We start from the raw sequence: 23,128 nt of genomic DNA, 5'->3' as shown, positions 1-23,128 counted from the left end.
CTACGCTACAAGACGAGTTGATGCTCTAGGGGCGGTCAAGCTGTGGATAACGATTCGGTGCTGTGTTGCTAGTATACTTTATTTTGAATATACAAAGGGCGGATTATATATCCGCCCGTTGCGAAGTACGGCATAAGCACTTAATCAATAAAGAAAAAATGCAAAGTTCGGTTCGGGCGGATATATAATCGGCCCCTACTTTTACAATATTAATCGTGTATTTTAACCTTTGTCAGCAGTCTAAAGCGCAAATTTTATTGCGCCTTTTTTCTCACTGTCGTCTTATTTGGAAATTTGTTTCTCGCGAATTTCTGCCAGCGTTTTGCAATCAATACATAAATCGGCTGTTGGACGGGCTTCTAACCGGCGAATACCAATTTCTACACCGCAAGATTCGCAATACCCAAAATCACCAGTTTCCAATTTAAGTAGGGTATGGTCAATTTTTTTCAACAATTTGCGCTCACGATCACGGTTGCGCAGTACCAGACTGAACTCTTCCTCTTGGGTGGCGCGATCGGCCGGATCCGGAAAATTAGCGGCTTCATCTTGCATCTGTGCCACCGTTTTTCCTGCTTCATTGACAATTTGTTCACGCCAGGCTGTCAGAATCTTTTTGAAATGAAGAATCTGTTTTTCATTCATATATTCTTCACCTTCTTGCTCTTGATAAGGTTCCACACCTGCCAATGACAAAAGACTTAAAGATGTTTTTGCAGCTACTGAACTCATGCTGTTCTCCCGTAGTGGGTAACCTCAATCGGCGTATGCTAAGCCGATATTACCCGATTATTTTAGTCGAAAATAAGAAGAAATTTAGATGATAAAAATTTCACGCCTTTTTAAAGGCGATATAAATAGCAGATGTTAAATCTTTTGGCAAATAAAATGCGGAATGTAGCGGTATGATTTTTGTTCGATTAGATAAAAATATTAAAAAACAACCAGTTAAAAAGGTAAATAAAATCCATATTTTGCGAACTAGATCGCAAAAATAAAGTGCCTGTTTTGGCGATTGCGGCTTTTTCTTAAAAAATGGATAGGGAGCAAATCTATCACGTAAAAATGCAGGGCTGAATGGGATGAATCAGTGAAATTACAATATGTTGCTGTTTGTTGGCTGTTGAGCCTGACTCAGATTGTTTGGCTTCCGGCAGATTGGCTAGGTTATCAAGGGATGTTGCGGCTGCTTGCGATATTGCCGTTAGTTTTGCTGTCAATAAAGCCGTTGCGTCGTCGATACAGCACTGGGTTGTGGTCGTTGTTTTTTATCTTATTGAGCGCTGCTTACCAACAGCATGAGATTGCTGCAACATTAAGTAAGGCTGAACAAATTGTGGCGTTGCGGCAGCAAAATATCAATGTGGAATTTAAAATCATCGCACTGCGTCAGATGCTGCCAAACCGTAGTGTCACGGTGGTGGCGCAAGCGGATTTAGCCGATCAAGGCTTAGGTAAAATCAAGATTAATCTGAATTGGCAGTTAGATGAGCAACCGCACTTGGGGCAGGTTTGGCGTGCTAATTTGAAACTGCGCCCATTGAGCACGCGTTTGAACGATGGCGGATTTAACCGACAACGCTGGCTGTTATCACAGTCGATTTTAGCCGGTGCGGTGGTGAAGCAAGGGCAGTTATTATTTCAACAAAACAGTTGGCGACAGCAAAAATTGGCGAGTGTTTTGGCAGAGACGGAAACGCTGCGTTATCAAGGCGTTATTCTGGCGTTGGCATTTGGTGAACGAGGCTGGATGAACGCTGACGATTGGCAAAAATTTCGTGAAAGCGGTACCGCACATTTAATTGCAATTTCCGGATTACATATTGGTTTGGTTGCTTGGCTCGGCTGGGGCGTAGCACGCTTGTTGCAATTATTGCTAATCGGCCTCGGGTTAAAAATACACTATGTGACTTATCATGTTCCCCATTTAGCGGCGTTGGCCGCTGCGGTTTGCTATGCTTATCTAGCTGATTTTTTGATTCCGACCCAAAGGGCACTGTGGGCGTACTGTTTCTGGCTAGCTTTCATTTTTATGCGCATCCATCTACCGGCTTGGAAATTACTGCTGTTGATTGTGGCTTGGTTAAGTTTGATTGATCCGCTGAGTGTGCTCAATGAGAGTTTTTGGTTATCCTGCGGCACTGTTGCACTATTGTGTTGCTATTATCACTGCGTTCCATTAGCGCCACTGTTACAAAAATGGCGCTGGCGCGGAAAGTCGTTAAAACAAGCCGTGCCACCGTTGTACTGGCTGTGTGGCTTATTCCATTTGCAATTTGGTTTATTGCTGCTTTTTACGCCGTTGCAGTTGCTGCTGTTTAATGCGCTGCCAACGGGATCATTTTTGAGTAATCTACTGCTGGTGCCATTTTTCAGTTTTGTCATTATTCCGTTGATTCTGTTGGCGTTATTCAGTGGTGGCATGGTTTGGTCTTGGGTGGATAGCCTATTAGCACAAGCCTTGCTGTGGTTGGAGGCGTTGCCCAATAGTTATTTGACGCTTGCTGCCGACCAACAGTGGCTGATCATCACCGTCTGCTTGTCATTATTTTTACTCTTGTTAGGCTTAACACACCGATACCGCACGCTGAATTCAACAAGCGAACAAACTCAACAGCCTATTTCCGGGCGCAAGCCGTTAATCATTTGCACCCTATTAATCGTGCTGTGTTGCAGTAAATTATGGGCTATTACCACATGTAAACCAGATTGGAAACTGGTCATGCTCGATGTCGGGCAGGGCTTGGCGGTATTGATCATCACTGAGCGGTCTGCCACCTTGTTTGATACCGGGCAGGCATGGCAAGGCGGCAGTATGGCAGAGACAGAAATCTTACCGTTTTTACGGCGGAGTGGCTTACAGTTGGAACAGTTGATTATCAGCCATGATGATAATGATCACGCCGGTGGTGCTGAGATTTTGCTGAAGCATTTCCCAAGTGCGGTATTGTTCAACAGTTCCGAACGTGATTATGGCGCCAAACAGCAACGGCCTTGTATTCAGGGGCAAAGTTGGGCGTGGCGAGAGTTCCGTTTTGAGGTGTTTGCGCCGTCACAACTCAGCAAAATTGCCAAAAATCGGGATTCGTGCGTCTTGTTGGTCACTCGAGGCAAAGTGCGGTTTGTGCTGAGTGGTGATGCTTATCAGGCAACAGAAAACCGGATTGCGCCATCGATCGGCAAAGTTGACTGGCTGCAAGTCGGGCACCACGGCAGTAACACCTCCAGTGGCTGGCTGTGGCTGAAACATTTGCAGCCGCAGCTGTCGTTAATCTCCAGCGGTTTATATAACCAGTGGAATTTACCGCACTTTGCCACACAGAACCGTCTGCAACAGATCCAAAGTGCGGTCTATAATACCGCAACGGACGGACAAATTACGCTGAGCGTGACCCAAGATCAATGGCAGATTTCAACACAACGACGTGGGGTAATCCCTTGGTATCACATAATTATTGGCTTAGAAAAGGAAATACAGTTAGAATAACCTCATTTTAACGCTTAGCTGAGCGCGAGCGATATGTAATGGAAATAATGACTTGATGGAAGACAAAGACTTTTCGACAGCAAAAACCTTTAAACGCCTGTGGCCAATGATTTTACCTTTCAAATCCGGATTAATTGTAGCGGCGATTGCTTTGATTATCAATGCCCTAACCGATGCAGGTTTAATCTCGATGCTGAAGCCATTGTTGGATGACGGTTTTGGCAAAGCCGATACCGATTTTCTAAAAATGATGGCGGTGTTGGTGGTGGTGTTGATTTTCTTTCGCGGGCTGAGCAATTTCATCTCAACGTACTGTTTGGCGTGGGTGTCGGGCAAGGTGATTATGAATATCCGTCGCCGCCTGTTTAGGCATATGATGTTTATGCCGGTCTCCTTTTTTGACAATAATTCATCCGGTAAACTGCTGTCGCGTATCACTTACGATTCTGAGCAGGTGGCGTCTTCCGCTTCAGGGGCACTAGTGACCATCGTACGCGAAGGGGCGTATCTATTGTCGTTGCTCGGGGTAATGATTTATACCAGCTGGCAGCTGTCGGTGGTGTTGTTTGTTATCGGTCCGATTATTGCGATCCTGATTCGTCTGGTGTCGAAGCATTTTCGCCGCCTCAGCAAAAATATGCAAACGTCAATGGGAGAACTGACCTCTTCGGCAGAGCAGATGCTGAAAGGGCATAAAGTGGTGTTGTCGTTTGGCGGACAAAAAGTCGAGGAGGATCGTTTCAACCACGTCAGCAACGATATGCGTCGTAAAGGCATGAAAATGATGATGGCATCGGCGATCAGCGATCCGGTGGTGCAGATTATCGCCTCGTTTGCGCTCGCCATAGTGCTGTATCTGGCGACTATTCCGAGCATTATGAGCCAAAACCTGACAGCCGGCGCATTCACCGTGGTGTTTTCTTCGATGCTGGCGATGATGAAGCCCTTGAAATCCTTAACTAATGTTAATGCCCAGTTTCAGCGCGGCATGGCAGCTTGTCAGACATTGTTCAGCATTATGGATCTGCCGCTGGAAAAAGATAATGGTACCGTTAGTGTTGAAAAAGTGCAGGGCAATATCAGTTTTGACAATGTCAGCTTCCATTATGAAGGCAAAGAGAACAACGTACTGCAAAATGTTTCGTTCGAGGTGCAAGCCGGCAGCACAGTTGCCTTAGTCGGTCGTTCCGGATCCGGCAAATCGACGATTGCGAATCTAATCACCCGGTTTTATGATGTTGAACAGGGCGAAATTCGCTTAGACGGACGTAATATCAAAGATTACACCTTACAGAACTTGCGCACCCATTGTGCGGTGGTGTCGCAACAGGTACATTTGTTTAATGATACGGTGGCGAATAATATTGCGTATGCCGCCAAGGAACAATACACGCGCGAACAGATCATCGAAGCTGCCAGAGCCTCGCATTGTCTGGAGTTTATCGAGGCATTGCCGCAAGGCATGGACACCGAAATCGGTGAAAACGGCGTGATGTTGTCCGGTGGGCAGCGGCAACGTTTGGCAATTGCACGGGCGTTGTTGCGTAATGCAACAGTTTTGATTTTAGATGAAGCTACTTCAGCGTTGGACACTGAATCTGAACGGGCTATTCAAGCAGCAATCGACGAACTGCGTCATGACCGCACGATTATTGTCATCGCCCATCGCTTATCAACCATTGAAAATTCGGATGAAATTTTGGTTATCGATCATGGCAAAGTAGTTGAGCGTGGCACACACAAACAGTTGCTGGCAGCAGGAAGTGCATATTCGCAGCTGCACAAGCTGCAATTCAGCCAGTAAATCAAACAATTGAGCAAGTAATCGAGCAAAGAAAGGATATTGTAGTATGAATTTTTGGTACCAAAAAACGATCTCGGCATGGCTGCTGGCGGGTTTGCTTTCTCCTTTGGCTTTGCTGTTTTGGGGGATTACCGCACTTCGTCGTGTGGCATATCGCTTTGGAATATTTAAATCTTGGCGAGCGCCACTGCCGGTGGTGATCGTCGGTAATTTGTCGGTCGGCGGCAATGGCAAAACACCGTTTGTCATTTGGCTGGCGCGCCGCTTACAGCAACAAGGCTTAAGAGTGGGGGTGATTTCGCGTGGTTACAGTGGCGAAATGAAACAATACCCGCAATTGGTGTGTGCTAATGCGGATACGATGGAAGTCGGTGATGAATCGGTGTTGATCGCACGTCGCAGCGGTGCCAAAATCGCAATCTGTGCTAATCGGCGTCAAAGTATTGAATTACTGTGCAAGGCATACCATATTGATGTGATTTTGAGCGATGATGGTTTGCAGCATTACGCCTTACAGCGTGATATTGAAATCGTTATTGTTGATGCCGAACGGCGCTTCGGCAACGGTTTTTTATTACCGGCAGGACCGTTACGCGAACTGACCGGACGTTTAAAAAGTGTGGATGCGGTGGTCTGTAATGGTGAGCATCCACAGCCCGGTGAAATTCAGATGCGGTTACAAGGTGAAGTGGCGGTTAATTTGCTGACGCAAGAAGAGCGTCTATTAAGTGACTTTGCCGATCAGCCAATCGTTGCAATGGCTGCGATTGGTAATCCAAACCGCTTTTTTACTACGTTACAACGTCACGGATTAAATATTGTTAAACAAAAAGCCTTTATTGACCATGCTAAATTTTCACAAGAAAAGTTGGTTTCCCTTGCCAGCCCGCAACAAATTTTGCTGATGACCGAAAAAGATGCCGTGAAATGCAGCAAATTTGCCCGTGAAAACTGGTGGTATGTACCGGTCGAAGCCGTATTAGAGCCGTCGATTGAGGATGTGGTCAATAAAATCATGCAAAAGGTGAAAAAAGATGAACACTAAGTTGTTACAGGTTGTCGCCTGTCCACGTTGTCACGCTAAATTACAATATGATAAGACACACCAGCGTTTAATTTGTGAATTTGAACACCTGGCCTATCCGATTAAAAACGGAATTCCTGTGTTGTTACCGGAAAGTGCGGTAGCATTGACCATTGATGAACAACCACTCAATGAAAAAAACCTCAAATAGGGAGCTGTGATGCAAAGATTTAGTGTCATTATTCCTGCCCGTTTTGCGTCTTCACGCTTGCCGGGTAAGCCGCTGGCAGATATTGCCGGCAAACCGATGATTCAACACGTTTGGCAGCAGGCAAAAAAATCCGGTGCTGAACGGATTATCGTGGCGACCGATCATGCAGAAGTGGCGGCCGTGGCTACTGCTTTCGGTGCGGAAGTTTGCATGACTTCAGAACAACACAATTCCGGTACTGAACGTTTAGCCGAAGTTGTGACAAAGTGCGGTTTGGCGGACGACGAAGTTATCGTCAATGTGCAAGGTGACGAACCGCTGATTCCGCCATCGATTATCCGGCAAGTGGCGCAAAATCTGGTAAATAACACCGTCAATATGGCAACATTAGCCGTGAAAATTGAAGAAGCAGACGAGCTGTTTAATCCAAATGTGGTGAAAGTGCTGACCGATAAAAACGGATTGGTGTTGTATTTCTCCAGAGCGGTGATTCCTTGGGATCGCGATCAATTTGCGCTATTCAAACAAGGTAAGATTCAAGCGGCGGATTTAGATTTAGCGAAAAACCACTATTTACGTCATATCGGATTATATGCTTATCGTGCCGGTTTTATCCGGCAATATGTGCAGTGGCAGCCGACCGCACTTGAGCAAATCGAATCGCTTGAGCAGCTGCGGGTGTTGTGGTACGGCGAAAAAATTCATCTACAGCTGGCTGATGAAGTGCCGGCTGTGGGTGTTGATACCTTTGACGATCTTGAAAAAGTTCGCCAGATTTTAGGCGCAGGAAGATAACCCTTCCTAACCTAATCCATCAGCATGAACAGCGATGTTAATGCAGTAAAATGTAAATTAAGGAAACACAATGTTAGATAAAATTTTAGGCTCAGTCGTATCCAGTGTATTAGGTGGTGAAGCCGGGAAACAAGGGCAGGCAATGGCAGTTATTAATGCCTTGCTATCCTCACAAGGCGGTATTCAAGGGATTTTAGCCAAGTTCCAACAGGGCGGTTTGGACGATTTGTTACAATCGTGGTTGGGAACCGGTGAGAATAAAAGCATTTCTCCGACTCAGGTTGAAGATGTGTTTGGCAAACAAGAGCTGCAACAAGCCGCGCAGCAAGCCGGGATACAAGATGAAGCACAGGCATCTGATCTGTTATCACAATTTTTACCACAAATTGTGGATAAACTGAGCCCAAATGGTGCGATTGATAATAACCTTTCAGGGGATCTGCTATCAAAAGGCATTCAGTCTGTTTTGGGCAATCTGTTTAAATAAACAATTGGCTTAAGCTAGTCATATCTTATCGGGGCGGGTGAACTATCCGTCCTTGATGTATCTGTTCCATATCCTATTTCAACAGTGAATCCACCATGTTTGATGCCAAACGTTTTCTTGCCGAAGTCACCAGTGAACCCGGAGTTTACCGAATGTATGATGATAAAAATACGATCATCTATGTCGGTAAAGCTAAAGATCTGAAAAAACGTCTGGCGAGTTATTTCCGCAAAAATGTATCGAGTAAAAAAACGGAAGCCTTAGTATCGGTGATCGCCAATATTGATGTCACTGTTACCCACTCGGAAACGGAAGCACTGCTGCTAGAGCACAATTACATTAAGCAATATCAACCCAAATACAACGTATTGTTGCGTGATGACAAATCCTATCCGTTTATTTTACTGACCAAAGAGCGCCATCCACGCTTAACGGCATTTCGCGGCAGTAAAAAAACAAGCGGGGATTATTTCGGACCTTATCCCAATGCCGGTGCGGTACGCGAAACCTTATCATTGATTCAAAAACTGTTTCCGGTGCGTCAGTGTGAAGATACGACTTATCGCAACCGCTCGCGCCCGTGCCTGCAATACCAAATCGGACGTTGCTCCGCACCTTGCGTCAGCGGTTATGTCAGTGACGAAGAGTATAATCGGCAAGTCAATTACGTTCGCCTGTTTTTGCAAGGCAAAGATCAACAAGTGCTGCAACATTTGGTCGAGCAGATGGAGCAAGCCAGCCAACAACTGAATTTTGAAAAAGCGGCACTTTACCGTGATCAGATTCAAGCTGTGCGTGCGGTCACTGAACAACAGTTTATTTCCAACCAAAATACCGATGATCTGGATATTATCGCAATCGCCTATCAGCACGGTATCGCTTGTATTCATGTCATGTTTATTCGTCAAGGCAAAGTGCTCGGCAGCCGCAGCTACTTTCCGAAAATTCCAAGTCATACCGCACTTGACGAGGTGAGCGAAACCTTTTTCGGCCAGTTTTATCTGCAAGCCGGGCAAGGCAGAACCATTCCGAAAAAAATCATTACCAACCGCCAACTGGAACAAAAATCAGCCTTAGAACAGCTGTTAAGCCAACAAGCCGGATTTAACGTGAGTATTCAAGACAATGCCAAAGGCAAACAGTCTAAATTTTTACATCTGGCACAAATGAATGCCGAGATTGCGCTGACCGATCAGCTGAAACAGAGCGGACGAATCAAAGAGCGGTATCAAGCCCTGGGCGAACTGTTACAGCTGCCTTCAATCCGCCGCATGGAGTGCTTTGATATCAGCCATACCATGGGTGAACAAACGGTCGCCTCCTGTGTGGTGTTCAATCAGGAAGGTCCGTATAAAGCCGATTACCGCCGCTTTAATATTGATGGAATTACCCCCGGAGATGATTATGCCGCTATGGAAAAAGCATTACTAAAACGCTACAACAAGCCGCTGGAGCCTGAAAAAATTCCTGACATCATCTTCATTGACGGCGGTAAAGGGCAGTTGAACCGCGCTTTGGAAGTCTTTGCCAAACTGCAAGTTGAGTGGGATAAAAATCACCCTTTGTTAATCGGGGTAGCCAAAGGAGAAGATCGAAAGGCCGGTTTGGAAACGTTAATTATCAGTAAAGGCGGGCGCGAACTGCATTTGCCTGCCGACAGTTTGGCACTGCATTTGATTCAACATATTCGTGACGAATCCCATCGTCATGCTATCGGCGGACATCGTAAAAAACGTCAAAAAGCCTTTGCTCAAAGCGGGCTGGAGTCGATCGAAGGCATCGGCAGCAAACGCCGTCAAGCGCTGCTGAAATATCTTGGTGGTATGCAGGGCGTTAAAGCGGCGACATTGGAAGAGTTGGCCAGTGTGCCGGGGATCTCGCACAAAATGGCAGAAACGTTGTTTGAACGTTTACGTGAATAACGGCGAAATCTTGTTTTCGGCCACATAAATCACAGAAGCGCAGAGTTGATCATGCAATTCCGCTCTACTTATACTATAATATTGCTTTTTAATTGATACGATTAGCATTATTTCACCTGAATTCGAGTACCGATTATGACTGAAACGGCACAAACTATTCCTGAATTGGCGAGTTGGGCTAAACAACGTGAATTTTCGCTGAATCTGCCGACTGAGCGTTTAGCTTTTCTGCTGACGATTGCGATTTACAATAACGAACGGATCGATGGTGAGATGATCGAACACGATCTGATCGATATGTTCCGTCTGGTGTCGAATGAATTCGGCTTGGCGGAAGAAACCGTGCCGCAGCGTGCCAACAACGCGATTAACGAGCTGGTGAAACAGCGTTTTTTAAACCGCTTCAGCAGTGAATTCACCGAAGGGCTTTCCATTTACCGCTTAACGCCGCTCGGCGTGGGCGTGTCCGATTACTATATCCGCCAACGCGAATTTTCTGCTTTGCGCCTGTCGGTGCAGCTTTCGATTGTGGCGGACGAAATTCAGCGCGCATCGTCTGCCGCCGAAGAAGATGGCGATGAACACCATTGGCGTAGAAATGTGTATGCCCCGTTAAAATATTCGGTGGCGGAGATTTTCGACAGCATTGATTTATCGCAACGAATTATGGACGAAAATCAGCAGGGGATTAAAGAACAGATCGCCGAATTGCTGACCAAAGACTGGCAAGCGGCGTTGCTCAGTTGTGAACAGTTATTGGACGAAACCTCAGGCAATCTGCGTGAATTGCAAGACACGCTCAATGCTGCCGGCGATAAATTGCAGGCGCAACTGCTGCGGATTGAGGATTGCATCATTGGGCGTGCCGAATTGGATTTTGTCGGGCAACTGATTGTCAATCTGCAAGCCAAACTGGATCGTATTATCAGCTGGGGACAACAGGCGATTGACCTGTGGATCGGCTATGACCGCCACGTACATAAATTTATCCGTACTGCGATTGATATGGATAAAAACCGTGTTTTTTCGCGCCGCCTGCGCCAATCCATTCACCACTATTTTGATGCGCCTTGGTATCTGTGGACAACCCAAGCCGAACGCTTGGTTGATTTGCGTGATGAGGAGTTGACCCTCAGCGATGAAGATGCCCTAGGTGAACTGCCGGAAGAACTGCAATACGAATCCTTATCCGATCTGCACGAACAGATCGTGGAACAGATGCAAAGCCTGTTAATCCGCTACCGTGAACACAATCAACCGATTGATCTCAGCCAAGTCCTGCGCCAACAGCTGGAAAATTATCCGCTGTCGCGCCATTTTGATGTGGCTCGGATTATTGTCGATCAAGCGGTGCGCCTCGGCATGGCAAGCGACGATTTCTCAGCGATCTATCCGCAATGGCAAGCGATCAATCCACACGGCGCCGAAGTGCAAGCCAATGTGATTGACGGTTATAAATAATTTTTCTGCTAAATGAACGAACTCACTATGATAAATCAGACCCCTGAAGTAATGCCAACCAAACTCGCCACTGCAATTGCCAATCCGCTGTTTCCGCTGGTGGACAGCCTGCTGCGTGCCGGCCGTCATATCAGCCTTGAGGATTTGGACAATCACGCTTTTTTGATGGATTTTCAATATGAACTGGAAAGTTTTTACCGCCGTTATAACGTTGAACTGATTCGCGCGCCGGAAGGCTTTTTCTACCTACGTCCGAAATCCAGCACCTTGATTGGGCGCAGCGTGTTGAGCGAATTGGAGATGCTGGTCGGCAAAGTGTTGTGCTATCTCTACCTCAGCCCCGAAAGGTTGGCGCAGCAAGGCATTTTCAGCAGCGAAGAAGTGTATGACGAACTGTTGAATCTGGCCGACGAAAGCAAATTGCTGAAAGCCGTGAATCAGCGTTCGTCCGGTTCGGATTTGGACAAGCAAAAACTGGCGGAAAAAATGCGTGCCGCTTTAAACCGTTTGCGCCGTTTGGGCATGATTACCAGCGTCGGTGATCAATACAGCGGCAAGTTTGTGATCTCCGAATCCGTGTTCCGTTTCGGTGCGGAAGTGCGGTCAGGCGATGATCCGCTTGAAGCACAACTGCGTTTAATCCGTGACGGTGAAGCCGCCAATGCAGATTCGCTAAAAGAAGAAAAACAAGCGAAGAAAGCCGCACTTGAGCCGGAAAATAGTGAACTTGATAACGAAGCCGAAAACGAAGATGAAAATGAATTTGATGATGAAATCGACAGCAATGATGAACAAGGGGATCGTGAATAATGTCAGAATTTGAAAACGAACAACGGTTTAACCAAGTCGAAGACATAATTTCAGATAACGTCCTCGCCACATCAACCCCGGTACAAAGTGCGGTTGAACGCGGTAAATTCCGCTCGCTGACCTTGATCAACTGGAATGGTTTTTTCGCGCGTACCTTTGATTTGGACGAATTGGTGACCACGCTGTCCGGTGGTAACGGGGCAGGGAAATCCACCACGATGGCAGGTTTTGTGACCGCATTGATTCCGGATTTAACCCTGTTGCATTTCCGTAACACCACCGAAGCCGGCGCTACCAGCGGTTCGCGCGATAAAGGCTTACATGGCAAATTGCGCCCGGGCGTGTGTTATGCGGCGTTGGATACGCTCAATTCACGCAATCAGCGTGTGCTGGTCGGGGTGCGTTTGCAGCAAGTTGCCGGGCGGGATAAAAAAGTCGATATTAAATCGTTCTCGATCCAAGGCTTGCCGTTAGCGGTGGATCCGACTGCACTTTTCACCGAAGCGGTGAATGAAAAACAAGCTAAGGTGCTGGCATTAAACGAATTGAAAGAGAAAGCCGAACAAAACGGGGCACAGCTGAAACAGTATCATTCGGTAACTGATTACCACAGCATGATGTTTGAGTTGGGGATTATTCCGAAACGCTTGCGCTCGTCATCGGATCGCAGCAAGTTCTATAAACTGATTGAAGCCTCGCTCTATGGCGGGATTTCCAGCGCAATCACCCGTTCCTTACGCGACTATTTATTGCCGGAAAATCTGGGCGTGCGCAAGGCGTTTCAGGATATGGAAGCGGCATTGCGTGAAAACCGCATGACCTTGGAAGCGATTAAAGTCACCCAAGCGGATCGTGATTTGTTCAAACATTTGATTAACGAATCCACTGCCTACGTTGCCGCCGATTATATGCGCAACGCCAATGACCGCCGTCACAATATCGACAACGCCTTGAATTTCCGCCGTGCCTTATTCAGCGCCAAACAGGAACAAACTTTTTCCGCACAAAAACTGATTGAACTCAGCCGTGAAGCGGCGGATTTAGCGGAGAGCGAAAAACGTCTCGAAGTGGATCATCAAAGTGCGGTCGATCATCTGAATTTGGTGCAAAATGTATTGCGCCATCAGGAAAAAATCAACCGTTATCAAGACGATGTCAACGAATTACGCGAAAAACTGGAAGAGCAGCAAATTGTGGTCGAAACCGCCGCTGAGCAGTTGGAAGAGGCACAACACCGGGTTGAACAGGGCGAGATCGAAATCGATCAGGTGCGTGGACAACTGGCGGATTACCAACAGGCACTGGACGCACAACAAACCCGTGCCTTGCAGTATCAGCAAGCGGTGAAGGCGTTAGAGAAAGCCAAAGCGGTGTGTGGCTTAAACGATCTGGCGTTGAAAAATATCGAACAGTATCACCAAGAGTTTGAAGATCAAGTCGAAGAGTTGACGGCGAATGTGTTGCAGTTAGAGCAACGGATGTCAGTGTCTGATGCCGCCAAATCGCAGTTTGACAAAGCCTATCGTTTGCTGACGGAGATCGTCGGCGACGTGCCGCGTTCTGCCGCATGGGAGCAGGCGAAAACCTTATTGGCGGACTATCCGCAACAGAAAGCGCAGGCGCAAAGTGCGGTCGGCTTACGCAGCCAAGTCAATGAATTGGAACAGCGTTTACAAGCGCAAAACAGCGCCAAACAACTGTTGCAAGAGTTTAATCAGCGTAGTGGTTTGGGGTTAAGTGACCCGCAAGCCCTGGACGAATTCCACTTGCAACAACAAGATTTAGTCGATGAACTGAGCCACCATCTTGCCGAACAGGGCGAGCAGCGTTCCGCCTTGCGGCAAAAACGTGAACAGCTGACCGCACTTTATCAAGAAAACGAGCGCAAAGCCCCGGCATGGCTGACGGCGCAATCGGCGTTGGAACGCTTGAGCGAACAGAGCGGGCAGCAATTCGGCGACAGCCAAGATGTGATGGACTTTATGCAGTTGCAACTGGAAAAAGAGCGTGAGCACACCATGGCACGCGATCAGTTGCAGTTGCAAAAACAGCAGTTGGAACAGCAAATCAGCCGTTTAAGCCAGCCGGACGGTTCGGAAGATCACCGTTTGAATGCCCTTGCCGAGCGTTTCGGCGGCGTGTTGCTGTCGGAATTATATGACGATGTGCCGCTTGATGACGCGCCGTATTTCTCCGCCTTATACGGCCCGGCACGCCATGCGATTGTGGTGCGCGATCTGGATGCAGTGAAAAAACAGTTGGAAAATATTGAGGACTGCCCAGACGACCTATATTTAATCGAAGGCGATCCGGCAGCGTTTGATGACAATGTGTTTTCCGCACAAGAGCTGGACAGCGGCGTGGTGGTTCAAGTTTCGGAGCGGGAAGTACGCTACTCCAAATTTCCTGAAATTCCGCTGTTCGGACGAGCGGCGCGGGAAAAACGCTTGGAAGATTTGGCCGGTGAGCTGGACGAAATTAACGAACAGCACGCCCAGCGCTCTTTTGATGTGCAAAAATGCCAGCGTCTGCACCAGCAATTCAGCCAGTTTGTCGGCTTGCATTTGGCGTTGGCGTTCTTGCCTGATCCAGAGCAAGAGATGAAGCAAATCAATGCACAGCGCAATGAATTGGATCGTGAATTGAATCACTTGACCATCGGCGAACAGCAAGTGCGCTTGCAATTGAGCGAAAGCAAAGAGCTGGTACGTCTGTTAAATAAACTGTCGCCACAATTCAATCTGTTAGCTGATGAAACTTTGCAAGATCGGATTGAGGAATATCGCGAACAGTTGTTGAATGCCGAGCAAGACGTGCAATTCGTACGCCAGTTCGGACAGCAGTTGCAACAGCTTGAACCGATTGCCGCCAGTTTGCAAAGCGATCCGCAAAATTATGAAACGTTGAAAAATGATTACCAAACCACGGTTGATCAACAAAAACGGGCACAACAGTGTTTTTACGCGCTATCCGATGTGCTGCAACGGCGCGCGCATTTCGATTATGAACAGCAGCTACAAAGCGAAGGCTCAGAGCTGAACGAACAGTTGCGTCAACGTTTGCAACAATTGCAGCAACAACGGGAGCAGCAACGCAATCAACTGCAACAGAAACAGAAACAGTTTGCCGAATTTAATCAGGTACAAATCTCGTTACGCAGCTCGCTGGACGCGAAAAATCATATGTTGCTCGAGCTGTTGGAAGAGGTGGATAAAATCGGCGGACGTGCCGACGAAGGCGCAGAACAGCGTGCATTGCAACGGCGCGATGAGTTGCACCAAACCCTGTCACAAAGCCGCCAACGCCGCAACTATGTGGAAAAACAGCTGACCTTGTTAGAGGCTGAAGGTGAAAATTTAGTGCGCAGTATCCGCAAATCCGAACGCGATTACCGCACGCAGCGCGAGCTGGTGGTTGCCGCCAAAGTCAGTTGGTGCGTGGTGTTGCGTTTGTCACGCAACAGCGATGTGGAACGCCGTTTGAATAAACGCGAACTGGCGTATCTCTCCGCCGATGAATTGCGTTCGATGTCGGATAAAGCCTTGGGCGCCTTGCGTACCGCCGTCGCCGATAATGAATATTTGCGTGATGCCTTGCGTTTGTCGGAAGACAGCCGCAAACCGGAAAACAAAGTGCGGTTTTTTATCGCCGTTTATCAACATCTGCGCGAACGGATTCGGCAGGATATTATCAAAACCGACGATCCGATTGATGCAATCGAACAAATGGAAATCGAATTGTCACGCTTGACCGAAGAGCTGACCAACCGTGAACGCAAACTAGCGATCAGCAGCGAAAGTGTTGCCAATATCATGCGTAAAACCATCCAACGCGAGCAAAACCGTATTCGTATGTTGAACCAAGGTTTGCAAAATATCGCTTTCGGACAGGTGAAATCGGTGCGTTTGGTGGTGAATATCCGCGATACCCACGCGATCTTACTGAATGCGTTATCGGGCGAGCAGGACGATTACCAAGATCTGTTCAACAATAATCAAATCACCTTCTCCGAAGCCTTGGCGAAACTGTATCAGCGGGTTAATCCGCACATTGATATGGGACAACGTACCGCACAAACCATTGGTGAAGAGTTGCTGGATTACCGTAACTACCTTGATCTGGAAGTGGAAGTGTATCGCGGCGCAGACGGTTGGTTGCGCGCGGAAAGCGGCGCACTTTCAACCGGGGAAGCCATAGGTACGGGGATGTCAATCCTATTGATGGTGGTGCAAAGTTGGGAAGAAGAGAGCCGCCGCATTCGCAGCAAAGATATTCTGCCGTGCCGCTTATTGTTCCTCGACGAAGCCGCCCGCCTCGATGCCAAATCGATCTCAACCCTGTTCGAACTGTGCGAGCGCCTCGATATGCAGCTTCTGATCGCCGCGCCGGAAAATATCAGCCCGGAAAAAGGCACCACCTACAAACTAGTGCGTAAAATCGCCCACAACCATGAATACGTTCATGTGGTCGGCTTGCGTGGCTTTGGGGCGACGGAGTAGGGCAAAGTGCGGTTGTGAATTGTAGGGGCGTATTCTGTACGCCCTAAATCTCTTTTTTGAGTGTAGAACAGATGAACACACAACAAATCGATCAACTCAGTAAACAAAAAGCCTATTATCTGTATGATTCCGGGGCGATTCATCGGTTGGAAATCGGCACGACTAAAGGCTTGCAGCAAATTCACCGTTATTTATTTGACGGCTTATATAACTTTGCCGGTCAGATTCGTGAGTTAAATATCTCAAAAAGCAATTTTCGCTTTGCTAATGCACTATACCTAAAAGCCGCCCTTGCCGCGATTGAAAAAATGCCTGAAAACAGTTTTGAACAAATTATCGAAAAATACGTTGAAATGAATGTTGCGCATCCGTTTTTAGAAGGCAACGGACGCTCTACCCGCATTTGGCTCGATCTGATTTTTAAAAAACGTTTAGGCAAAGTGGTTGATTGGGAAAAGGTGGATAAGCATTTATATTTACAGGCGATGGAACGCAGCCCGGTCAATGATTTAGAAATCCGTTTTTTATTACAAAATGCCTTAACCGATAAAATCGATGATCGCAAAGTCTTTATCAAAGGGATTGATCAGTCGTATTATTATGAACAGGCAGAATGACCGCACTTTGATTAAATGGAAGCGTGAATGGGTGAGTTATTGGAAAGATGAAACTGGTAAAACCTTGAAAGAACTTGAATAGGAATAACTAAAAATAGACCTATTCGTCAAGAACCAATTTTTATGGCATCTATTAATAAGGAATAAAAATGCACAACCTCGCCATCGCTGTGCTTTGCAGCGTGATCGTGTCGGTGTTTTTGAAAGTGGCACGCAAGCAACATATTCAAATCGCCCAGGCGATTGCCTTTAATTATATTATGGCGATCGGCTTGAGTTATTATTTTTTGCAGCCCAATTTTGCCGGGCAGTCGATCGGCGAAGTGGTGGCGCAACATGACGATTCCTATCTGTTTTTAGCCTTGGGGATTTTGCTGCCGACGGTGTTTATCGTGATGTCGCATGCGGTGGAAAGTGCGGGGATTGTGCGCTCTGATGCGGCACAGCGGTTATCGCTGTTTTTACCGATTTTAGCCTCGTTTACCATTTTTAACGAAGTGTTGAGCGGCAGCCGTGCGGTTAGTCTTGTGTTGGCGTTTACCGCACTTTTATGTTTGTTATGGAAAAAAGACGAGCCGCAACAAAATCTTGGAGAAAGTGCGGTCGGCAAAGGTTGGTTAAATCTGCTGTTGGTCTGGCTCGGCTACGGCGTGATCGATATTCTGTTTAAGCAAATGGCAAAGAGCGGTAGTGCATTTCCGTTGACGTTGTTTGTGTCGTTTTGCTTGGCGGCATGTGTGATTTTTATCTATTTACTGATTAAACAGACCCGTTGGCACGGCAAAAGTATGCTGGGCGGTTTGCTGCTCGGTGTGCTGAATTTTATGAATATTCTATTTTATATCAAGGCACACCAAAGTTATAGCAGCAATCCGACGTTGGTCTTTGCCGGCATGAATATCGGGGTAATCTGTTTAGGCACGCTGACCGGCGCATGGCTGTTTAAAGAAAAAATCAATAAAATAAATATGATTGGGGTAGGATTGGGAATTGTATCTATTATCTGTTTATTTTATTTGGATAAATTAGTAGGTTAAGCATGGCGGATTTCAGTTTTTTTATTTACGACTACGAAAGTTTCGGCATTAATCCGGCAAGCGACCGTCCGGCGCAGTTTGCCGGCATTCGTACCGATGCCGATTTTAATATTATCGGCGAGCCGGTGATGGTGTATTGCAAGCAAACAAATGATTACCTGCCTGCGCCGGAAGCCGTGTTGGTGACGGGCATCACGCCGCAAGAATGCAACGAAAAAGGCGTATCCGAACCGGAATTTGCCGCCCGTATTTTGCAAGAATTTTCGCAACCCAATACTTGCGTGATGGGCTATAACAGCATTCGTTATGATGACGAAATGACCCGATATACTTTTTATCGTAATTTTATCGATCCTTACGAATACAGCTGGAAAAACGGCAATTCCCGTTGGGATTTGCTCGATGTGTTGCGTGCCTGTTACGCCTTGCGCCCGGAGGGGATTAACTGGGTGTATGACGAAAACGGCTTGCCGTCGTTTAAATTAGATCGCCTGACGCTAGCAAACGGGATTGAACACAGCAATGCGCACGACGCAATGGCAGATGTATATGCCACGATTGAAATGGCAAAATTGGTCAAAACCAAACAGCCGCGTCTGTTCGAGTATTTTTTCAATCTGCGCAACAAAAAAGCGGTGGAGAAACTGATCGATACCGCCAATATGACCCCGTTGGTGCACGTTTCCGGTATGCTCGGCAATTATCGCGGCAATACCGCACTTGTTGCGCCGCTGGCATGGCATCCGACCAATAATAACGCCGTGATCGTGTGTGATTTGAGTGCCGATCTCAGCGATTTGCTGAGTTTTGATGCCGAAACTCTAAAAGTACGGTTATACAGCAAAAAAGCGGAGTTGGAAGCGCAGGGAATTTTGCCGGTGCCGCTGAAATTAGTGCATATCAACAAATGCCCGATTATCGCCCCGGAAAAAACGCTATTGCCGCAAAGTGCGGTACGCTTGGGGATTGATCGTGAACAATGTCTGCAAAATCAGCAACGTTTGCTTCAATCTTATGAAATTCGTGACAAAGTGATCGCTATTTTCAGCGAACAACGGGAATATGCCGACGATCTGAATGTGGAAACCGCACTTTACCGCGGCTTTTTCAGCGATGCTGATAAACGCAATTTGCAGATTTTACGCACTTTAGATGCCGAACAGTTAAAAAATCCGGATCTTACCTTTGAAGACAAGCGTATTCCTGATTTACTGTTCCACTACCGCGCGCGCCATTTCTACCGCACGTTGAACCGCGCCGAACAGATTAGATGGCAAAAATACCGCCAAATGAAACTGGAGAAAAGCGCAGAAACTTTTGTGCAATCGTTGCAGCAATTAGGCGAACAGCACCAAAATAATCCTGAAAAACTGGCGTTATTGCAACAGGTGTATGAGTATGGCGAAAAATTACTGCGTTAGCCAGATACAGCTTGCTAATGATTTCACCTTGAAATGCCTGAAATATCGGCTTAAAGGGCAAAATAAATGCCGAACGGTAACATTCGGCATTATGGTTATTAGAGCTGTAGTGAGATTCAGATTACATCTTTTTCTGAACTTTGGTTGCGGTATTATCAATCGCTTCACCGGCAGATTGGATATCTTGCCCGGCGCCTTTTACCGTGTTACAAGCGGATAATGTTCCAATTGTTGCGGCTAAAATCAATGCCCAAATTATTTTCATAATAACCTCTCCTGCGATTTTTGTTTCAAATTGTAGGGATTTAGCAAGTAGTTTATTGAACTACATACCAAATATTACACCGTAAAAACTCAAATGGCAACCATCAAGCGGCTTGGATGCCTGTAGCCTTAATGGCTTTTGCTGCTTTCTAAGCGTTCAAAAGACAGGGTTCTATTTTCCAAACGACGTAAGAATAAGGTCGCAATGCCGGTGATAATCAGGTAAATAGCTCCAGCAATACCATAGATTAACAATGCATCATATTGCGTGCCGTACAGCTGACGGGCATAGCCCATAATGTCCATAATCGTGATGGTTGAAGCCAGTGATGTGCCTTTGAATACCAAAATGATCTCATTGGTGTAAGACGGCAGCGCCCGTTTTAACGCAAAAGGTACTAAAATCAGCAGCGTTTGCCAGCGGCTTAAACCGAGTGCTGCCGAACTTTCCCATTGTCCTTTTGAAATTGCTTTCACCGCCCCGTGAAAGAGTTGCGCAGAGTAGGCCGCACTGTTGAGTGCTAGCGCCAACATCGCGCAAAACCACGCATTGGACAACAGTGACCAAGCCGGGCTATCGATAATCCATTGGAATTGCCCCGGGCCAGCATAGATTAAGAAAATTTGCACCAATAATGGCGTACCGGTAAACAGCGTGATATAACCGTTGACCAGCGCTTTCAAAGTGCGGTTTTCCATCGACAGGATAAAGGTAAACAACACTGCCAAAATAAACGAAATGATTAAGGCGACCGCTGTCAATGCGAGGCTGGTTGGAATGCCTTGTGCGATAATTGCAAAATAGTCACTGATCATGCTGCCTCCCGTTCAAAACGAGTGAAGCGTTTTTCTAGGAGAGCAATTCCGATTTTGCTTAAAATCGTGACGGCTAAATAGAGCAGTGCCGCAATCCCGTACCAAGTAAACGGCTGGTGAGTGTTGGCGTTGCTCAGTTCTGCCTGGCGCATCAGATCGTTTACACCAATCAGGGAAACAAGTGCGGTATCTTTCAATAAGATCAACCATTGATTACTCAAGCCCGGTAAGGCGTGACGCCAGACTTGTGGCATAATAATCGAGATAAAGGCTTGTGAACGGCTTAATCCTAGCGCAGAGGCCGACTCCCATTGCCCTAATGGAATGGCTTGAATCGCACCACGCAAAGATTGTGAAGCATAGGCGGCAAATATAATCGCCAATGCGACCACGCCCGACCAAAATGGGCTGAATTCGATAAAATCACCGGTGAGAATGAATAAAACCTGGGTTGAGCCGAAATAGATCAGCAGCACAACTAAAATTTCCGGTAAACCGCGCAATAAGGTTAAAAAAATCGAAGTCGCATTGCGAACGCAGCGTATTTTTGCCGTTTCAAACACCACGAAAATCATCGATAGAATCAAGCCGAGAATTAATGCGCACACAGCCAACCCTAAGGTCATTAGGGTGGCTGATAACATCAGTGAAAGAAAATTGCTAAACATAGAGCGTGATTATTTTCCGGACATCCAAGTGTCATAAATTTTTTGGTATTCACCGTTGGCTTTAATGGCCGCTAAACCCTTGTTCAACTCTGCCAGCAGTTCAGTGCTGCTTTGATTGACGGCAATACCCAAACCGCTGCCGAAATAGTTCGGATCAGTCACTTTGTCTCCGGCGAATGCTAAGCTGTCGTCAGTTTTCATCCAGTCGGCAAGTACCGCCGTGTCGCCGAAAATAATATCGATACGTCCGTTTTTCAGATCCAAAATCGCACTTTGCAAGGTAGCGTAGGATTTTGCGTTATATTGTTTGCCGTTTGCGGCAATATATTGTTGGAATGTGGTACCGTTTTGTACCCCGACACTTTTCGCACTGCTTAAATTAGCTTTGCCTTTTACTGCGATAAAGCTGGCGGAGCTGTCATAGTAAGGATCGCTGAAGCTGACTTGTTTGGCACGCTCTGCGGTGATGTCAATGGCAGAAATGGCAGCATCAAAACGTTTGAACTTCAAACTTGGAATCAGACTGTCGAACGCATGGCTTTGGAATTGGCAATTCGCCTTGATTTCAGCACAAATAGCGTTGGCGATATCAATATCGAAACCCACGATTTTTCCGCTGGAATCGGTATTTTCAAATGGCGGATAAGTCGGTTCGGTTGCAAAGGTAATATCCAATGCGTTGGCAGAGAAGGCAGTCGCCAAAAGTGCGGTGGCAAGCAGTTTTTTCATGGTAAGCTCCTTAACGAAGAGAGTAAAATTAAGTATAACAAACAGTGAGTGTGATAAATTTAGTGTGATAAATATTGTGCAAAAGCGTCGGTTTTTGGATTTTTGAAACAGTCGGCAGCACCGATTTCAATAATTTTTCCTTGTTCCATATAGATCACTTTAGTGGCCACTTTGCGTGCCACGGCAACTTCGTGGGTCACAATCATCTGAGTGATTCCGGTCTGCTTCAACTCTTCGATGATTGAGACCACTTGTGCCGTGATCTCCGGATCGAGCGCTGCGGTCGGCTCGTCAAACAGCAGCACTTGCGGTTTCATCATCAAGGCACGGGCAATCGCGACACGCTGTTGTTGCCCGCCAGACAGATGTAATGGGAAACGGTCAGCGTGATCTTCCACCCGTAAGCGTTTTAGCAAACCTTGCGCCCGCTCCACTGCCTCCGCTTTGCTCAGCCCCAACACCTTCATTGGTGCTTCGATTAAGTTTTCTAACACAGTGTAATGTGGCCACAGATTGTACTGCTGAAACACCATGCCGACATCTTTACGCAATTTACGAATTTTTTTAGCATCGGTATTGGCGGATAATTCAAATTGATTACCGGCAATCGTCAATTGACCGCTCTTTGGTACTTCCAACAGATTCAGTGTGCGGATCAGGGTGCTTTTGCCGGCACCGCTCGGCCCGAGCAACACGATAATATCGCCATCTTGCGATTCAAAATTAATGTCGAATAGGGCTTGCTTATTGCCGTAAAAAAAATTGAGGTTTTTAATACTGATCGTCATGCTGAAAAGGGTCTTCGTTTATGGGAATAAATAATCTGGAATAGTAATGATAAAAAAAGCGCTATGCAAATAAAATCGCAAAAAAAGCGAAAAAATTTGCATAAAAATGCAGGTTTGCTGCATTAAATTCAAAAGCGGATAAAAATAACACAGTCAATAAATAGGTAAAATAAAAGGGAAGCATAACTTCCCTTTTCAGACTGCTGACAAAGTCCTAGACATTTTGCTAGGACTTTGATCTAATAAGGAAAAGCCTTTTAAGGAGTTTCCGATGTTAAAGCCGCCTCC

Annotated in this window: 19 protein-coding genes; 13 read left to right on the top strand and 6 right to left on the bottom strand. The window is 46.6% G+C overall.

What is annotated here, in order from left to right; all coding sequences use genetic code 11:
* Positions 1 to 282 precede the first annotated feature (282 nt).
* Positions 283 to 732 carry an RNA polymerase-binding protein DksA gene (dksA, locus tag EDC16_RS12470; protein ID WP_132968186.1) on the bottom strand — a complete coding sequence of 150 codons (450 nt, stop codon included), beginning with the start codon at positions 730 to 732 and terminating at the stop codon, positions 283 to 285.
* Positions 733 to 1,090: 358 nt separating this feature from the next.
* Here dksA and EDC16_RS12465 point away from each other — a divergent pair, with 358 nt between their 5' ends.
* The 13 genes from EDC16_RS12465 to sbcB all read left to right on the top strand — a co-directional run bounded on the left by EDC16_RS12465 (position 1,091) and on the right by sbcB (position 19,575).
* Positions 1,091 to 3,487: a DNA internalization-related competence protein ComEC/Rec2 gene (locus EDC16_RS12465; RefSeq protein WP_132968185.1), complete on the top strand. Its 2,397-nt coding sequence runs from the start codon at positions 1,091 to 1,093 to the stop codon at positions 3,485 to 3,487.
* 55 nt (positions 3,488 to 3,542) lie between these two features.
* Entirely contained in the window at positions 3,543 to 5,291 is a 1,749-nt protein-coding gene (gene msbA / locus EDC16_RS12460; RefSeq protein ID WP_132968184.1) for a lipid A ABC transporter ATP-binding protein/permease MsbA, read from the top strand.
* A gap of 46 nt (positions 5,292 to 5,337) precedes the next feature.
* Positions 5,338 to 6,336 (top strand): tetraacyldisaccharide 4'-kinase, encoded by a 999-nt coding sequence (gene lpxK / locus EDC16_RS12455; protein WP_132968183.1) that lies wholly within the window; start codon positions 5,338 to 5,340, stop codon positions 6,334 to 6,336.
* The gene (locus EDC16_RS12450) at positions 6,326 to 6,526 is read left to right on the top strand and encodes a Trm112 family protein (protein WP_132968182.1); all 201 of its coding nucleotides are present in this window, start codon (positions 6,326 to 6,328) and stop codon (positions 6,524 to 6,526) included. Before lpxK ends, EDC16_RS12450 begins: the two co-directional genes overlap by 11 nt.
* Positions 6,527 to 6,535: 9 nt before the next feature.
* Positions 6,536 to 7,321, top strand: coding sequence for a 3-deoxy-manno-octulosonate cytidylyltransferase (kdsB, locus tag EDC16_RS12445; RefSeq protein WP_132968181.1), 786 nt, complete (start codon positions 6,536 to 6,538; stop codon positions 7,319 to 7,321).
* Positions 7,322 to 7,391: 70 nt separating this feature from the next.
* A complete protein-coding gene (locus tag EDC16_RS12440) occupies positions 7,392 to 7,808 on the top strand; it encodes a YidB family protein (RefSeq protein WP_132968180.1) in 417 nt (138 codons plus the stop codon).
* Between the two features lie 95 nt (positions 7,809 to 7,903).
* On the top strand, positions 7,904 to 9,730 hold the full coding sequence (gene uvrC / locus EDC16_RS12435) for an excinuclease ABC subunit UvrC (RefSeq protein WP_132968179.1): 1,827 nt from the start codon (positions 7,904 to 7,906) through the stop codon (positions 9,728 to 9,730).
* 135 nt (positions 9,731 to 9,865) lie between these two features.
* Positions 9,866 to 11,191, top strand: coding sequence for a chromosome partition protein MukF (gene mukF / locus EDC16_RS12430; RefSeq protein WP_132968178.1), 1,326 nt, complete (start codon positions 9,866 to 9,868; stop codon positions 11,189 to 11,191).
* Positions 11,192 to 11,218: 27 nt separating this feature from the next.
* Positions 11,219 to 12,001, top strand: a complete 783-nt coding sequence (gene mukE, locus EDC16_RS12425) for a chromosome partition protein MukE (protein ID WP_132968177.1) — start codon at positions 11,219 to 11,221, stop codon at positions 11,999 to 12,001.
* The gene (mukB, locus tag EDC16_RS12420; RefSeq protein ID WP_132968176.1) at positions 12,001 to 16,500 is read left to right on the top strand and encodes a chromosome partition protein MukB; all 4,500 of its coding nucleotides are present in this window, start codon (positions 12,001 to 12,003) and stop codon (positions 16,498 to 16,500) included. Before mukE ends, mukB begins: the two co-directional genes overlap by 1 nt.
* Before the next feature lie 71 nt (positions 16,501 to 16,571).
* Positions 16,572 to 17,117, top strand: coding sequence for a protein adenylyltransferase Fic (fic, locus tag EDC16_RS12415; RefSeq protein ID WP_132968175.1), 546 nt, complete (start codon positions 16,572 to 16,574; stop codon positions 17,115 to 17,117).
* A 149-nt stretch (positions 17,118 to 17,266) separates the two neighbouring features.
* Positions 17,267 to 18,154, top strand: coding sequence for an EamA family transporter (locus tag EDC16_RS12410; RefSeq protein ID WP_132968174.1), 888 nt, complete (start codon positions 17,267 to 17,269; stop codon positions 18,152 to 18,154).
* Between the two features lie 2 nt (positions 18,155 to 18,156).
* Positions 18,157 to 19,575, top strand: coding sequence for an exodeoxyribonuclease I (sbcB, locus tag EDC16_RS12405; protein WP_132968173.1), 1,419 nt, complete (start codon positions 18,157 to 18,159; stop codon positions 19,573 to 19,575).
* A 121-nt stretch (positions 19,576 to 19,696) separates the two neighbouring features.
* Here sbcB and EDC16_RS12400 read toward each other — a convergent pair whose 3' ends face one another.
* The 5 genes from EDC16_RS12400 to artP all read right to left on the bottom strand — a co-directional run bounded on the left by EDC16_RS12400 (position 19,697) and on the right by artP (position 22,840).
* Positions 19,697 to 19,840 carry an entericidin A/B family lipoprotein gene (locus EDC16_RS12400; protein WP_132968172.1) on the bottom strand — a complete coding sequence of 48 codons (144 nt, stop codon included), beginning with the start codon at positions 19,838 to 19,840 and terminating at the stop codon, positions 19,697 to 19,699.
* A 128-nt stretch (positions 19,841 to 19,968) separates the two neighbouring features.
* A complete protein-coding gene (gene artM / locus EDC16_RS12395; RefSeq protein WP_132968171.1) occupies positions 19,969 to 20,655 on the bottom strand; it encodes an arginine ABC transporter permease ArtM in 687 nt (228 codons plus the stop codon).
* Positions 20,652 to 21,323, bottom strand: coding sequence for an arginine ABC transporter permease ArtQ (gene artQ, locus EDC16_RS12390; protein WP_132968170.1), 672 nt, complete (start codon positions 21,321 to 21,323; stop codon positions 20,652 to 20,654). Before artQ ends, artM begins: the two co-directional genes overlap by 4 nt.
* A gap of 9 nt (positions 21,324 to 21,332) precedes the next feature.
* Positions 21,333 to 22,052, bottom strand: a complete 720-nt coding sequence (locus EDC16_RS12385) for an arginine ABC transporter substrate-binding protein (RefSeq protein WP_132968169.1) — start codon at positions 22,050 to 22,052, stop codon at positions 21,333 to 21,335.
* A gap of 59 nt (positions 22,053 to 22,111) precedes the next feature.
* The gene (gene artP, locus EDC16_RS12380; protein ID WP_132968168.1) at positions 22,112 to 22,840 is read right to left on the bottom strand and encodes an arginine ABC transporter ATP-binding protein ArtP; all 729 of its coding nucleotides are present in this window, start codon (positions 22,838 to 22,840) and stop codon (positions 22,112 to 22,114) included.
* Positions 22,841 to 23,128 lie beyond the last annotated feature (288 nt).

The sequence above is a fragment of the Testudinibacter aquarius genome (assembly GCF_004342725.1).
Taxonomy (GTDB): domain Bacteria; phylum Pseudomonadota; class Gammaproteobacteria; order Enterobacterales; family Pasteurellaceae; genus Chelonobacter; species Chelonobacter aquarius.
Note: the sequence above shows the minus strand (reverse complement) of the source record. Positions and strands in the feature narration are given on the sequence as shown.

Excerpts from the sequence above, each read along its gene's own strand:
- EDC16_RS12440 (WP_132968180.1), top strand. The coding sequence starts at position 7,392 with ATGTTAGATAAAATTTTAGGCTCAGTCGTATCCAGTGTATTAGGTGGT.
- mukF (WP_132968178.1), top strand. The coding sequence starts at position 9,866 with ATGACTGAAACGGCACAAACTATTCCTGAATTGGCGAGTTGGGCTAAA.
- EDC16_RS12400 (WP_132968172.1), bottom strand. The coding sequence starts at position 19,840 with ATGAAAATAATTTGGGCATTGATTTTAGCCGCAACAATTGGAACATTA.
- uvrC (WP_132968179.1), top strand. The coding sequence starts at position 7,904 with ATGTTTGATGCCAAACGTTTTCTTGCCGAAGTCACCAGTGAACCCGGA.
- EDC16_RS12450 (WP_132968182.1), top strand. The coding sequence starts at position 6,326 with ATGAACACTAAGTTGTTACAGGTTGTCGCCTGTCCACGTTGTCACGCT.
- lpxK (WP_132968183.1), top strand. The coding sequence starts at position 5,338 with ATGAATTTTTGGTACCAAAAAACGATCTCGGCATGGCTGCTGGCGGGT.
- mukE (WP_132968177.1), top strand. The coding sequence starts at position 11,219 with ATGATAAATCAGACCCCTGAAGTAATGCCAACCAAACTCGCCACTGCA.
- sbcB (WP_132968173.1), top strand. The coding sequence starts at position 18,157 with ATGGCGGATTTCAGTTTTTTTATTTACGACTACGAAAGTTTCGGCATT.
- msbA (WP_132968184.1), top strand. The coding sequence starts at position 3,543 with ATGGAAGACAAAGACTTTTCGACAGCAAAAACCTTTAAACGCCTGTGG.
- fic (WP_132968175.1), top strand. The coding sequence starts at position 16,572 with ATGAACACACAACAAATCGATCAACTCAGTAAACAAAAAGCCTATTAT.
- kdsB (WP_132968181.1), top strand. The coding sequence starts at position 6,536 with ATGCAAAGATTTAGTGTCATTATTCCTGCCCGTTTTGCGTCTTCACGC.
- EDC16_RS12385 (WP_132968169.1), bottom strand. The coding sequence starts at position 22,052 with ATGAAAAAACTGCTTGCCACCGCACTTTTGGCGACTGCCTTCTCTGCC.
- dksA (WP_132968186.1), bottom strand. The coding sequence starts at position 732 with ATGAGTTCAGTAGCTGCAAAAACATCTTTAAGTCTTTTGTCATTGGCA.
- artP (WP_132968168.1), bottom strand. The coding sequence starts at position 22,840 with ATGACGATCAGTATTAAAAACCTCAATTTTTTTTACGGCAATAAGCAA.
- artM (WP_132968171.1), bottom strand. The coding sequence starts at position 20,655 with ATGATCAGTGACTATTTTGCAATTATCGCACAAGGCATTCCAACCAGC.
- mukB (WP_132968176.1), top strand. The coding sequence starts at position 12,001 with ATGTCAGAATTTGAAAACGAACAACGGTTTAACCAAGTCGAAGACATA.
- EDC16_RS12410 (WP_132968174.1), top strand. The coding sequence starts at position 17,267 with ATGCACAACCTCGCCATCGCTGTGCTTTGCAGCGTGATCGTGTCGGTG.
- artQ (WP_132968170.1), bottom strand. The coding sequence starts at position 21,323 with ATGTTTAGCAATTTTCTTTCACTGATGTTATCAGCCACCCTAATGACC.